Here is a 13,331-nt window from a genome sequence, read left to right as displayed (position 1 = left end):
TTTTGATTGAGATTTGGATCACATTTACCCATACTGGCCGTTCCGATTAACCGACAGGAAACGCGCCGGATGTATTTCTTGCCTACGCCACCCTGAGCTGTGCCCGCCTGCAGTCTGCCGCGCCTTGCGGTACCCCATACCCGCTACGCGGGGAGATGATGTCATCTGTCATAAGTGAATAATGCATGTTTAACCTGAGTAACGTCAGGATCGCGGACGTTAAAAATGAAGTCCTGGCGGGCTTTGTGGTGGCGGTTTCGATGATCCCCGAGGCGGTCGGCTTTTCGCTGGTCGCCGGTCTTTCGCCGATCGTCGGTTTGCATACCGCGTTTATTATCGGCCTGGTCACGGCGCTGTTCGGCGGCAAGCCGGGCATGGTTTCCGGCGCCGCAGGTTCCATTGTGGTGGTGCTGATGAGCCTGGCGGCGCAGTACGGCATGGGTTACGTGCTGTGGGCCACGCTGTTTGCCGGGGGGATCCAAATCCTGATCGGCGCCTTCCGGCTGGGCAAGTTCATTCGTCTGGTGCCGCTGCCGGCGATCCACGGCTTCGTCAACGGCCTGGCGATCGTCATCATGCTGGCGCAGCTGAAGATGATCGCCGGGCAGGGGCCGCTGATGTACGGCCTGGTAGCGCTGGCGATTGCGGTGGTGGTGGTGTTCCCGCGCCTGACCAAAGCCATTCCGTCTTCGCTGGCGGCGCTGCTGGTGGTCTCGGCATTGGCGATCGGCCTCAACCTGCACACGCTGCGGGTGGGCGATCTGGCGGACATTTCCGGCGCGCTGCCGCACTTCAGTTTGCCGACGGCGCCGTTTACCTTGGAGATGGTGCGGGTGGTGTTGCCCTATGCGGTGGTGATTGCCTTGGTCGGTTTGATCGAATCGCTGTTGACCATGACGGTGCTGGATGAAATGGGCGGCAAGAAGGGGAACGGTAACCGCGAAAGCATCGCGCAGGGCGCCGGTAACGCGGTGTGCGGCCTGTTCGGCTGTTTCGCCGGCTGCGCGATGATCGGCCAGTCGATCATCAACTTTACCTCGGGTGGGCGCGGGCGCATCTCCGGCACGGTGGGCGCCATCCTGCTGATTTTGTTCGTGGTCAGCCTGTCGCGCTATATCGGCCTGCTGCCGGTGGCGGCGCTGGCCGGGGTCATGCTGGTGGTGTGTTACAACACCTTCGAATGGAGTTCGCTGCGCCGTTTGCGCCGTATGCCGAAGGCAGACGCGCTGGTGATGGTCGCCGTCACGTTGATCACCATCTTTACCGATCTGGCGGTGGCGGTGATTAGCGGGGTGATTATCTCGGCGCTGGTGTTCGCCTGGCAGCAGGCGCGCATCCGCGTGCGCCAGCGGCAGGTGACGGGCGACGTGGCGGTGTATCAACTGGATGGCCCGCTGTTCTTCGGCTCTGCCGCGGCTTTCGCCGAGCTGTTCGAGCCGCAAAGCGATCCGCAGAACGTGGTGCTGGATTTTGCCGGCACCCGGGTGATGGATTCCAGCGGCGTAGAGGCGATAGATAAGCTGACGGCGCGTTATCTGGCGGCCGGGAAAAGCATTCGGCTGCGCCACCTGAGCGGTGACTGCGTGCGCCTGCTCAAGCGCGCCGGGCCGTTTTGCAGCCATGAGCTGGACGATCCGCAGTATTACGTGGCGGAAGAGGGATTCGCCGCCGATGACCGCCGCGTGAGCGAGGAGACCTTCAACCCACGCGGCTAGACGCCAGCAGCGGGCAGGGCGCCCGCTGCGGCAAGGTTCAGGCCTGCGCCTTGAAACTGTGCAGGCGCTGAACGGTTTTTTCCAGCCCGTCCTTCATCAGCATCTCGGTGCAGCGCAGCGACTCGTCGATCGCCTCGTCAATCATCTTCTGCTCGCTGGCAGGCGGCTTGCCGAGCACGAAGCCCACCACCTTGTTCTTGTCGCCCGGATGGCCGATGCCGATGCGCAGGCGGTAGAAGTTCGGGTTGTTGCCGAACTTGTTCTGGATGTCCTTCAGGCCGTTGTGGCCGCCGTTGCCGCCGCCGAGCTTGATTTTGGCCACGCCGGGCGGCAGATCCAGCTCGTCGTGCGCCACCAGGATCTCGTTGGGTTCGATGCGGTAGAAATTGGCCATCGCCAGCACCGCTTTGCCGCTCAGGTTCATGAAGGTGGTCGGCACCAGCAGGCGCACGTCGTTGCCCGCCAGGTTCAAACGGGCGGTGTAGCCAAAGAACTTGCTCTCTTCTTTCAACTGCTGATTGTGGCGCTGGGCCAGCAGATCGACGTACCAGGCGCCGGCGTTGTGGCGCGTCTGGGCGTATTCCGCGCCCGGATTGGCCAGGCCGACTATCAATTTAATACTGCTCACTGGGAGATTCGCTATGATCAGGGTGATGGAAAGGGCCTTAGTCTACCTGTCGGGGCGGTGAATGACAAAATCCGATCTCTACCTCCGGGGTAGGTAACAAAGACGAATGATTCATTAGCTGAATAATTCAATTTGTCCGCTAATTTTCAGCCGTGTGTTAAGAAGTGTCAATAATTCTTTACCATTTGTGATCGCCTCCGCAATCCCCTTGCCGCAGCAAGGGCTATACTTAACTTATCAAAGTGGGTTAACAAGTTGCAGCGTTATCCCGGTTGGCACATGGCAATCATGGAGGTGGCATATGAAACGTAGAAACGCGGACAGAATGGGCAACTTTTTTATGGGGCTGGGCCTGGTCGTGATGATCGGCGGCGTCGGATACTCCATTCTTGCTGAAGTATCTCAGTTCAATTTACCGCAATTTTTCGCCCACGGCGCCATCATGAGCATCTTCGTCGGCGCGCTGTTGTGGCTGGTGGGCGCGCGTATCGGCGGCCGCGAGCAGGTAGCGGATCGCTACTGGTGGGTAAAACACTTTGATAAACGGTGCCGCAACGATCAACATCGTTCGTCGCATTGATTAAAAAAGCAGAAGGGAAGCAAGAGCAGGGCAAGGGAACATCTGCCGTGCATTAAGGTTTGAGGTCATGTCGAACTACAAGTAGAAAACCCGTTGTTGCTCGCGCACCAACGGGTTTTTCTTTTTCTGCTGTCGGGCTCGTTATCTTTCCGGCGCAGTGGGCGCCGCACCGGAAAGACGACGAATCAATGCTCGAACATCGCAGAGATCGACTCTTCGTTGCTGATGCGGCGGATGGCTTCAGCCAGCATGCCGGACAGGGTCAGAGTGCGAACGTTTTTCAGTGCCTTGATTTCCGGCGACAGCGGAATGGTGTCGCAGACGATCACTTCATCAATCACCGAGTTCTTGATGTTGTCCACGGCGTTGCCGGAGAAGATCGGGTGCGTCGCGTAGGCGAATACGCGCTTGGCACCGCGTTCTTTCAACGCTTCAGCCGCTTTACACAAGGTGCCGCCGGTGTCGATCATGTCGTCGACCAGGACGCAATCGCGGCCTGCCACGTCACCGATGATGTGCATCACCTGAGAAACGTTCGCGCGCGGGCGACGTTTGTCGATGATAGCCATATCGGTGTCGTTCAGCAGTTTGGCGATAGCGCGGGCACGCACCACGCCGCCGATATCCGGAGAAACCACAATCGGGTTTTCCAGATTTTGCTGCAGCATGTCTTCCAGCAGGATCGGGCTGCCGAACACGTTGTCTACCGGTACGTCGAAGAAGCCTTGAATCTGCTCAGCATGCAGATCCACCGTCAGAACGCGGTCAACCCCTACGCTGGAGAGGAAATCGGCGACAACCTTGGCGGTGATTGGCACACGCGCGGAACGCACGCGACGATCCTGGCGGGCATAGCCGAAGTAAGGGATAACGGCGGTAATACGACCTGCGGAGGCGCGACGCAGGGCGTCGACCATCACAACCAGTTCCATCAGGTTGTCGTTGGTCGGGGCACAGGTGGACTGGATGATGAAAATATCACCGCCGCGTACATTTTCGTTGATTTGCACGCTCACTTCGCCGTCGCTAAAACGACCTACAGCGGCGTCACCAAGGCTGGTGTACAAACGGTTGGCAATACGTTGTGCTAGTTCCGGGGTGGCGTTACCAGCAAAAAGCTTCATATCAGGCACGAGAAGAACCTCAGGCTTGCGTCCAGAGAAGATATTGTCATGCGACATCGCCAAGGGGCAGTCGGCGACGCCGGCGCAATATACATACGGGTATGTAAAACTAAAATTGAGACCGCAGGCAGCGCAGGGATAACAGGGCCAGGTGTGCATGACCCTGCGCAGCGAAACGTTGAGCTACGACTCAAACCGCCCGGAACGGATGCGATGTAGTGGGGAGACGTTAACGCCGCGCGCTACAAAACCACACAACCACTCCGGGGCTTGATTTAACACCTGACGGGCGGCGATTTCTGTGTCGAATTCAGCAAACACACAAGCACCTGTGCCAGTCAGGCGTGACGGGGCGTATTCTAACAGCCATGAAAGAAGCTGTTCAACCTCGCGAAAACGTTTTCTTGCGATCGGTTCGCAATCATTTGCGTACGGCGCCTGCAACAGCTCACTTAAGGAGCGAACCGGGGTGTTTCTTTTCAATTCGGCGTCGCCGAAGATAACCGGCGTCGGGATGCCGACGCCGGGATGCGCCACCAGATACCATTTTTCCTGCGGCTCGGCCGGCTGCAGGCGCTCGCCGATGCCTTCGGCGAAGGCGGCGTGGCCGCGCACGAACACCGGCACGTCGGCGCCGAGGCTGAGCCCCAGCTCTGCCAGTTGGTCGTCGCCAAGACCGCAGCGCCACAATTCGTTCAGCGCCACCAGCACGGTGGCGGCGTTGGAGGAACCGCCGCCCAAACCGCCGCCCATCGGCAGGCGTTTGTCGATGCTGATGTCGGCGCCACGCGGCGCGGTCTGCAGGCCGCGTTCATTGCAATAGCGTTGCAGCATGCGGGCGGCGCGCACGATCAGGTTCTGCTCGTCCGGCACGCCCTCGACCGGCGTCAGCAGGTGAATGCGGTCGTCCTGGCGTGGGTCGATGGTCAGGGTGTCGCCGTAGTCCAAAAACTGGAACAGCGTCTGCAGCAGGTGATAGCCGTCTTCACGACGGCCGGTGATGTACAGAAACAGGTTGAGTTTCGCGGGGGAGGGCCACTGGCGGATCATTTGAGCGTCCAGTTATCCATCTTCAGCTTGATGCGCTGGTCGCCCTGCTGCAGCTCCAGGCGGTTCGGCAGCGTCGGCTGCACCTCGTTGCTGTAGCCCTGGTAATCCACTTTCCAGGTCTGGCCGCCTTGCTGGTAGGTCAGTTTGCTCAGACGATATTGGTCATCCAGCGCAAAATCGCTGGCTTCGCCCGGCAGGCCGAGCATCCACTGGCGCAGGTTGTTCAGCGGGATCGCCATGCCGGTCAGCTTGCGGATCATCTCTTCCGGGTTGTCGCTGACGTAGCGTTTGCCCTGGTTGTCGGTCAGCTGCACCACGTTTTTCTGCACGTTGAGATCCATTTCCGTGCTGCCCAGCGGGTTGGTCAGCAGCAGGCGGTAGCGCTCCGGCGAGAACTGCTGCCAAAAGAAGCGGGCGTAGACTTTTTTCTGATCAGACAAGTAGGCGAAGGAGCCGCGGGTCTGATAGGTGCTGAGCTGTTGCACCGCCTGCTCATGGGCGCGCCACTGCGGTGAGGTTGGGCTGGTGGCCGGGCCGGTCGGCTTGGTGGTGGTACAGGCGGCCAGCACCAGGCTGGCCAGCGGGATCAGACGGAGCAAACTAACTTTGCGTATTGGCATAACTTTCTCTTGTCCTTTTGTCCTTGCGGGCATGCGCGACGAAACCCGGATTCAGCGCTCACGCTAACGGGGCGGCGGCGACGCGTCAATTTTTTGCTGCATCGCGTTGAATCTTGCCGCTTTTGCCGGCGCAATGCCAACCCGGCGCGCGCGTCGGGGTCGCCATTAAGATTAACACAATCGGCTGAAGGCGGGGGAGGCGCGCCCGATAAGCGGTGCCGGAGTTGCGCAAACGCCGCCGCTGCGTACGCCGAATAGCGTGCGCGTTATCGCAAACTGCGCTAAAATTTAAGCAATTAACCTACCCTATGACTATTTATCCTGCTGTATTTATTGCTTATTCATTAATTGATGTCATCTATGACAGCGATTGAACGGAAGATGCGGTTGTTACTTTTATTGATCCCGCGCATCAAGTAGAATGCCGTTCAACGAGAACCCGTACCAAGATAAGTATTACTCGAAGCAATGACCCTGCTGGCGTTAGGTATAAATCACAAAACCGCTCCGGTTTCTCTGCGTGAAAGGGTGACCTTCTCGCCAGAGTCCATCGATGAGGCGCTAACCAGCTTGCTCCAACAACCGTTGGTGCAGGGCGGTGTCGTGTTGTCCACCTGCAACCGCACCGAGCTGTACCTCAGCGTAGAGCAACAGGAACACATGCACGAGCAGCTGGTCGCCTGGCTGTGCGCGTACCACAACCTGCGCCCGGAAGAGGTGAAGAAAAGCCTGTACTGGCATCAGGGCAACGACGCGGTCAGCCATCTGATGCGGGTGGCCAGCGGGTTGGACTCTCTGGTGCTGGGCGAACCGCAGATCCTCGGCCAGGTGAAAAAGGCCTTCGCCGAGTCGCAACGCGGCCAGTCGCTGTCCGGCGAGCTGGAGCGGCTGTTCCAGAAATCCTTCTCCGTCGCCAAGCGCGTGCGCACCGAAACCGAAATCGGCGCCAGCGCGGTCTCCGTGGCTTTCGCCGCCTGTACGCTGGCGCGGCAGATCTTCGAATCGCTGGCCGATCTCAACGTATTGCTGGTGGGCGCCGGTGAAACCATCGAGCTGGTGGCGCGCCACCTGCGCGAACACAAAGTGCGGCACATGATCATCGCCAACCGCACCCGCGAGCGCGCGCAGCTGCTGGCGGACGAGGTCGGCGCTGAGGTGATCACCCTGCCGGAGATCGACGAACGCCTGGCGGATGCCGACATCATCATCAGTTCCACCGCCAGCCCGCTGCCGATCATCGGCAAGGGGATGGTGGAGCGCGCGCTGAAGGCGCGCCGCAACCAGCCGATGCTGCTGGTGGATATCGCCGTACCGCGCGATATCGAGCCGGAGGTCGGCAAACTGGCCAACGCCTATCTGTACAGCGTGGACGATCTGCACGCCATCATTCAAAGCAACCTGGCGCAGCGCAAAGCGGCGGCGGTGCAGGCGGAGTCGATCGTGCAGCAGGAAAGCACCAACTTCATGGCCTGGCTGCGTTCGCAGGGCGCGGTGGAAACCATCCGCGACTACCGTTCGCAGGCCGACCAGATCCGCGCAGAAATGGAGGCCAAAGCGCTGGCCGCCATCGCGCAGGGCGCCAACGTGGAGCAGGTTATTCACGAGCTGGCCCATAAACTGACCAACCGTCTTATTCATGCCCCCACCAAATCCCTCCAGCAGGCCGCCGGCGACGGCGACGTGGAGCGGTTGCAGTTATTACGCGACAGCCTCGGGCTGGATCAGCATTAGTTTTCTCTATTAACAGGGTTTATTACCACGCATGAAGCCTTCTATTGTTGCCAAACTGGAAGCGTTACAAGAGCGCCATGAAGAAGTGCAGGCGCTGCTCGGCGATGCCGGCGTCATCGCCGACCAAGACCGGTTCCGCGCGCTGTCGCGAGAGTACGCGCAGCTGACCGATGTCAGCCGCTGCTTCCTGGAATGGCGTCAGGTGCAGGAGGATCTGGAGACGGCGGAAATGATGCTGGACGATCCGGAGATGCGCGAGATGGCGCAGGAAGAGCTGAAACAGGCGCGGGCGAGCAGCGAAGAGCTGGAACAGCAGCTGCAGGTGTTGCTGCTGCCGAAAGATCCGGATGATGAGCGCAGCTGCTTCCTCGAAGTGCGCGCCGGCACCGGCGGCGATGAGGCGGCGATCTTCGCCGGCGATCTGTTCCGCATGTACAGCCGTTACGCCGAAGGCCGCCGCTGGCGCGTCGAGGTGATGAGCGCCAACGAAGGCGAGCACGGCGGCTTCAAAGAAGTGATCGCCAAAGTTTCCGGCGACGGCGTGTACGGCCAGCTGAAGTTTGAATCCGGCGGCCATCGCGTGCAGCGCGTGCCGGAAACCGAATCCCAGGGGCGCATCCACACCTCCGCCTGCACCGTGGCGGTGATGCCGGAAGTGCCGGAAGCCGAGCTGCCGGACATCAACCCGGGCGATCTGAAAATCGACACCTTCCGCTCTTCCGGCGCCGGCGGCCAGCACGTTAACACCACCGACTCGGCGATCCGCATTACCCACCTGCCGACCGGCATCGTGGTGGAGTGTCAGGACGAACGTTCACAGCACAAAAACAAAGCCAAGGCGATGTCGGTGCTGGGCGCGCGCATTCGCGCCGCCGAGATGGCCAAGCGCCAGCAGGCCGAGGCGTCCACTCGCCGCAACCTGCTTGGCAGCGGCGATCGTTCCGATCGCAACCGCACCTACAACTTCCCGCAGGGGCGGGTGACCGACCACCGCATCAACCTGACGCTTTACCGCCTGGACGAAGTGATGGAAGGCAAACTGGACATGCTGATCCAGCCGATCGTGCAGGAGTATCAGGCCGATCAGCTGGCTGCGCTGTCCGCCGAGCAAGAGTGATGGATTATCAACACTGGCTGAAAGCCGCCGCCGCGCGTTTGACCCACAGCGACAGCGCCCGGCGCGACGCGGAAATCCTGTTGGGTTTCGTGACCGGCAAGGCCAGAACCTTCCTGATGGCGTTCGGCGAAACCACGCTGACGCCGCCGCAGCAACAGCAGCTGGAGACGCTGCTGGCGCGCCGCGAACGCGGTGAACCGGTGGCCTATCTGGTGGGCGAGCGCGAGTTTTGGTCGCTGCCGCTGTCGGTTTCGCCCGCGACGCTGATCCCACGCCCGGATACCGAATGCCTGGTGGAACTGGCGCTGGCGCGCCTGCCGCCGCAACCCTGCCACTTCCTCGATCTCGGCACCGGCACCGGCGCCATCGCGCTGGCGCTGGCCAGCGAGCGCCCGGATTGTTCGGCAATCGGCGTCGATGTGCAGCCGGACGCGGTCGCGCTGGCGCAGCACAATGCGCACAAGCTGAAGATCGACAACGTTCGATTTTTACAGGGCAGCTGGTTTGCGCCCGTGGCCGGGCAACGCTTTGCGCTGATCGCCAGCAATCCGCCCTATATCGACGCCGCCGATCCGCATTTGTCGCAGGGCGACGTGCGCTTCGAGCCGGGCAGCGCGCTGGTGGCCGCCGAGCACGGGCTGGCCGATCTGGCCGCCATCGTGCGCCAGGCGCCGCACTATCTGCAGCCACAGGGCTGGCTGCTGTTGGAACATGGCTGGCAGCAGGGTGAGAGCGTGCGCGCGCTGCTGCAGGCCGCCGGATTTTCCGCTGTCGCCACCCACCGTGATTACGGCGACAACGATCGTGTGACGCTCGGCCAATGGCCGGGATAAGCGCCCCTCATAATAACGACGTCCGGGCCATCTAAGGGAGCATCATGACTGCATACACCGCGTTGAAACATTTCCATTTGCTGACGGTCGCCATCAGTATTACCTTGTTTGTGCTGCGTTTTTACTGGCAGTGGCGCCGCTCGCCGATCGTGGGGCGCCGCTGGGTCAAGATAGCGCCGCACCTGAACGACACGCTGCTGTTCGTCAGCGGCATCGCGCTGGTGGTGACGTTCGGGTTTTATCCGCTGCTGGGTATGGACTCATGGCTGACCGAGAAGCTGTTTGGCGTTATTATCTATATCCTGCTTGGCTACGTCGCATTGGGCAAGAAGACCAAAAGTCAGCGGCTGCGAACCGTGGCGTTCGTGCTGGCGTTGGGCTGTCTGTATCTGATAATTAAACTTGCCACGACGAAAATACCGTTTCTGATGGGATACCTATGAGTAGCATTGCTGATTTTGAATTTAACACCTCGCCGCTGAGCGAAGGGGTGATCCTGGTGTCGCAGTCGGTAAGGCGTGATTTCCCCGCCGCCGACGTGGAGCGCAAGCTGCAACAGCTGGTGGACGAAGCGCGCGCGGCGGTGCCGGCCGACATCACACAGGAGCAGCAACTGGATGCGCTCATCGAACTGTTCTACAAAACCTGGGGATTCGGCGGCGCCAGCGGCGTCTATCGCCTGTCGGACGCCATTTGGCTGGATAAGGTGCTGGAGGGGCGGCAGGGCACGCCGGTTTCGCTCGGCACCATCTTCCTGCATATCGCCAACGCGCTGGATTTGCCGCTGCTGCCGGTGATTTTCCCCACTCAGCTGATCCTGCGCGCCGATTGGCTGGATGAAGAGCTGTGGCTGATCAACCCGCTGAACGGCGAAACCCTGAGCGAACACCAGCTGGAAGTGTGGATCAAGGGCAACCTGGGGCTGGGCGCCGAGCTGGAAGACGACGATCTCGACGAATCCGAGAACATCATGGTGGTGCGCAAGATGCTGGATACGCTGAAGGCCGCCCTGATGGAAGAAAAGCAGCTGGAAATGGCGCTGCGCACCAGCGAGACGGTGCTGTGCTTCGATCCGGAAGATCCGTACGAGATCCGCGATCGTGGGCTGATTTACGCCCAGCTGGAGTGCAACCATATCGCGATTTCCGATCTCAACTATTTTGTCGAGCAGTGTCCTGAAGACCCGGTCAGCGAAGTGATCAAAGTACAGATCCATTCGATTGAGCCGAAACAGGTGACGCTGCATTAATTCAATGACTCCGTGCAGTTTGCAAGGCGACGGTTACAACCTTAACAAAGGCGAAAGCATGAAACAGAAAGTGGTTAGCATTGGCGACATCGACGTAGCAAACGACCTGCCGTTTGTGCTGTTTGGCGGTATGAACGTGCTGGAATCGCGCGATCTGGCGATGAGCATCTGCGAGCACTACGTCACCGTGACGCAAAAACTGGGCATTCCTTACGTTTTCAAAGCCTCTTTCGACAAAGCCAACCGTTCTTCCATCCACTCGTACCGCGGTCCGGGCCTGGAAGAAGGGATGAAGATCTTCGAAGAGCTGAAGAAAACCTTCGGCGTGAAAATCATCACCGACGTTCACGAAGCGGCGCAGGCGCAGCCGGTTTCCGAAGTGGTTGACGTGATCCAACTGCCGGCCTTCCTGGCGCGTCAGACCGATCTGGTGGAAGCGATGGCGAAAACCGGCGCGGTAATCAACGTCAAGAAGCCACAGTTCGTCAGCCCGGGACAGATGGGCAACATCGTCGACAAATTCAAAGAAGGTGGCAACGACCAGGTGATCCTGTGCGATCGCGGCAGCAACTTTGGTTATGACAACCTGGTGGTCGACATGCTGGGCATCAACGTGATGAAGAACGTGACCGGCGGCCATCCGGTAATCTTCGACGTGACCCACGCGCTGCAGACCCGCGATCCGTTCGGCGCCGCGTCCGGCGGCCGTCGCGCTCAGGTGGCCGAGCTGGCGCGCGCCGGCATGGCGGTTGGCCTGGCAGGGCTGTTCCTCGAAGCGCACCCGGATCCGAACAACGCCAAGTGCGACGGCCCGTCCGCGCTGCCGCTGGACAAGCTGGAGCCGTTCCTGGCGCAGATGAAAGCCATCGACGACCTGGTGAAGAGCTTCCCGGAGCTGGATACCAGCAACTAAGCGCTCATCGCCAAAAAAAAAGCCCGACTCGTCGGGCTTTTTTACGTTTAGGCGCCGGTGTCCGCCAGCGCTTCCGGCAGCGTCGGGTAGAACTGCAGCCGGCCCTCGATCGGCTGCACCCGCGCGCGCGCCAGGGTTTTCAGCGGCTGGAACGGCACGTCGGTGATCACCAGTTTCTTGTCCGCCGGCAACACGTCGATAAAGCGTCGCAGGGCGCTCAGACCGCCGGCGTCGAGCACCGGCACCGCATCCCATTGCAGCACGATCGTGCGATAACTTTCGCTGCGCGTCAGCAGTTCGGTAAAGATGCGCTCGGCGGCGGCGAAGAACAGCGGGCCATTCACTCGCAGCACCAGGCGGCCGTCATCGGCGCTCAGTTCGCTTAGCCGCGTCATGCGGGCGATGCGGCGCATAAACAGCAGCGAAGCCAGCACGATGCCCACGGTAATGGCGATCACCATGTCGAACAGCACCGTCAGCGACATGCACAGCAGCAGTACCAGAATGTCGTCCTTCGGCGCCCGGCGCAGCAGGTAAACCACCTTGTGGGCCTCGCTCATGTTCCAGGCGACCATCAACAGCAGCGCCGCCATCGCCGCCAGCGGCAGATAAGAGAGCCATGGCGCCAGAACCAGCAGCGCCAACAGCACCAGCAGCGCGTGGATGATGGCGGATACCGGTGAGGTGGCACCGGCGCGCACGTTGGCCGCTGAACGGGCAATTGCGGCGGTCGCGGTGATGCCGCCGAAGAACGGCGCGATGATGTTGCCCGCGCCCTGGCCGATCAATTCGCTGTTCGAGTTATGCTTCTTACCGGTCATGCCGTCGAGCACCACTGCGCACAGCAGCGACTCGATCGCGCCGAGCATTGCCATCGAAAATGCCGCCGGCAACAGGGCGGAAACGGTTTGCCAGCTCAGGGTGAACGGCTGCCCGCCGCCGCCCGGCAGATCCCAGGGCAGCAGCAGCTGCGGCAAGATAGGCGGGATGCCCTGGCCGCTGCTGCCGTCGGCCAGCAGGTAGCTGAAACGAGAGCCGATGGTCGCCACCGGGTGGTCAAACAGCGTCAGCAGCCCCATCAGCGCAGTGCCTGCCAGCAGCGCCGGCAGGTGGCCGGGCACGCGCAGGCCGAGTTTGGGCCAGAAGATCAGGATCAAGAGCGTCACCGCGCCGATCAGGGTATCGCCGAGATCCAACGTCGGCAGCGCCTGCAGCAGGGCGTACAGCTTGCCGACGTAGTTTTCCGGCGTGTGCGTCAGCTGCAGACCGAAAAAGTCCTTAATCTGCATGGTGGCGATGGTGATGGCGATACCGGAGGTAAAACCGAGCGTCACCGGCAGCGGAATGTACTCGATCAGCCGGCCAAAGCGCGCCAGCCCCATCAGCAGCAGAAATACCCCGGAGATCAGCGTGGCGACCAGCAGGCCGGCCAGGCCGAACTGCTGCGAGACCGGATAGAGGATCACCACGAAGGCGGCGGTGGGGCCGGAGACGCTGTAGCGCGAACCGCCGCTGACGGCGATGACGATGCCGGCGATGGCGGCGGTATACAGGCCATACTGCGGCGGCACGCCGCTGGCGATCGCCAGCGCCATCGCCAGCGGAATGGCGATAATGCCGACCGTCACCCCGGCGATGGCGTCTTTCAGCAACCGCGCCAGGCTATAAGGTTCCCGCCAGCAGGCGTCTATCAGCGCGCTGAAGGGGCGAATTTTGTTTATTTCATGCGTTTTCATCTACGGTGCGTACCAAATCTTCAAAAGTGAAAGGA

Annotated in this window: 13 protein-coding genes; 8 read left to right on the top strand and 5 right to left on the bottom strand. The window is 60.8% G+C overall.

What is annotated here, in order from left to right:
• The first annotated feature begins 185 nt into the window (after positions 1 to 185).
• The gene (locus tag ACUTQY_RS07045) at positions 186 to 1,715 is read left to right on the top strand and encodes a SulP family inorganic anion transporter (protein ID WP_046686891.1); all 1,530 of its coding nucleotides are present in this window, start codon (positions 186 to 188) and stop codon (positions 1,713 to 1,715) included.
• A gap of 37 nt (positions 1,716 to 1,752) precedes the next feature.
• On the opposite strand, the gene pth is transcribed toward ACUTQY_RS07045, so the two are convergent.
• Positions 1,753 to 2,343 carry an aminoacyl-tRNA hydrolase gene (gene pth, locus ACUTQY_RS07040; protein WP_004941053.1) on the bottom strand — a complete coding sequence of 197 codons (591 nt, stop codon included), beginning with the start codon at positions 2,341 to 2,343 and terminating at the stop codon, positions 1,753 to 1,755.
• Between the two features lie 301 nt (positions 2,344 to 2,644).
• Between pth and ychH the strand changes: the two genes are divergently transcribed.
• The gene (ychH, locus tag ACUTQY_RS07035) at positions 2,645 to 2,923 is read left to right on the top strand and encodes a stress-induced protein YchH (protein WP_033642754.1); all 279 of its coding nucleotides are present in this window, start codon (positions 2,645 to 2,647) and stop codon (positions 2,921 to 2,923) included.
• Positions 2,924 to 3,108: 185 nt separating this feature from the next.
• Here ychH and prs read toward each other — a convergent pair whose 3' ends face one another.
• The 3 genes from prs to lolB form a co-directional block, all read right to left on the bottom strand.
• The gene (gene prs / locus ACUTQY_RS07030; protein WP_004941061.1) at positions 3,109 to 4,056 is read right to left on the bottom strand and encodes a ribose-phosphate diphosphokinase; all 948 of its coding nucleotides are present in this window, start codon (positions 4,054 to 4,056) and stop codon (positions 3,109 to 3,111) included.
• A gap of 174 nt (positions 4,057 to 4,230) precedes the next feature.
• Positions 4,231 to 5,097, bottom strand: coding sequence for a 4-(cytidine 5'-diphospho)-2-C-methyl-D-erythritol kinase (gene ispE / locus ACUTQY_RS07025; RefSeq protein ID WP_046686892.1), 867 nt, complete (start codon positions 5,095 to 5,097; stop codon positions 4,231 to 4,233).
• A complete protein-coding gene (gene lolB / locus ACUTQY_RS07020; RefSeq protein ID WP_025302493.1) occupies positions 5,094 to 5,717 on the bottom strand; it encodes a lipoprotein insertase outer membrane protein LolB in 624 nt (207 codons plus the stop codon). The genes ispE and lolB overlap by 4 nt, the downstream gene beginning before the upstream one ends.
• 468 nt (positions 5,718 to 6,185) lie before the next feature.
• Here lolB and hemA point away from each other — a divergent pair, with 468 nt between their 5' ends.
• From hemA to kdsA, 6 genes are read left to right on the top strand one after another with little or no spacing between them, the layout of a single operon-like run.
• Positions 6,186 to 7,448 carry a glutamyl-tRNA reductase gene (gene hemA, locus ACUTQY_RS07015; RefSeq protein WP_019454778.1) on the top strand — a complete coding sequence of 421 codons (1,263 nt, stop codon included), beginning with the start codon at positions 6,186 to 6,188 and terminating at the stop codon, positions 7,446 to 7,448.
• A 31-nt stretch (positions 7,449 to 7,479) separates the two neighbouring features.
• Positions 7,480 to 8,565, top strand: coding sequence for a peptide chain release factor 1 (gene prfA, locus ACUTQY_RS07010; protein ID WP_033652048.1), 1,086 nt, complete (start codon positions 7,480 to 7,482; stop codon positions 8,563 to 8,565).
• Positions 8,565 to 9,398, top strand: coding sequence for a peptide chain release factor N(5)-glutamine methyltransferase (gene prmC / locus ACUTQY_RS07005; RefSeq protein WP_046686893.1), 834 nt, complete (start codon positions 8,565 to 8,567; stop codon positions 9,396 to 9,398). Before prfA ends, prmC begins: the two co-directional genes overlap by 1 nt.
• Before the next feature lie 44 nt (positions 9,399 to 9,442).
• Positions 9,443 to 9,841, top strand: a complete 399-nt coding sequence (locus tag ACUTQY_RS07000) for a SirB2 family protein (protein WP_033642758.1) — start codon at positions 9,443 to 9,445, stop codon at positions 9,839 to 9,841.
• Positions 9,838 to 10,647 (top strand): invasion regulator SirB1, encoded by an 810-nt coding sequence (gene sirB1, locus ACUTQY_RS06995; RefSeq protein WP_033642759.1) that lies wholly within the window; start codon positions 9,838 to 9,840, stop codon positions 10,645 to 10,647. The genes ACUTQY_RS07000 and sirB1 overlap by 4 nt, the downstream gene beginning before the upstream one ends.
• 58 nt (positions 10,648 to 10,705) lie before the next feature.
• Positions 10,706 to 11,560, top strand: a complete 855-nt coding sequence (gene kdsA / locus ACUTQY_RS06990; protein WP_004941087.1) for a 3-deoxy-8-phosphooctulonate synthase — start codon at positions 10,706 to 10,708, stop codon at positions 11,558 to 11,560.
• Positions 11,561 to 11,607: 47 nt separating this feature from the next.
• Here kdsA and dauA read toward each other — a convergent pair whose 3' ends face one another.
• Positions 11,608 to 13,296 (bottom strand): C4-dicarboxylic acid transporter DauA, encoded by a 1,689-nt coding sequence (gene dauA, locus ACUTQY_RS06985; protein ID WP_046686894.1) that lies wholly within the window; start codon positions 13,294 to 13,296, stop codon positions 11,608 to 11,610.
• Positions 13,297 to 13,331 lie beyond the last annotated feature (35 nt).

It is taken from the genome of Serratia sp. TSA_130.1 (genome assembly GCF_052691795.1).
Note: the sequence above shows the minus strand (reverse complement) of the source record. Positions and strands in the feature narration are given on the sequence as shown.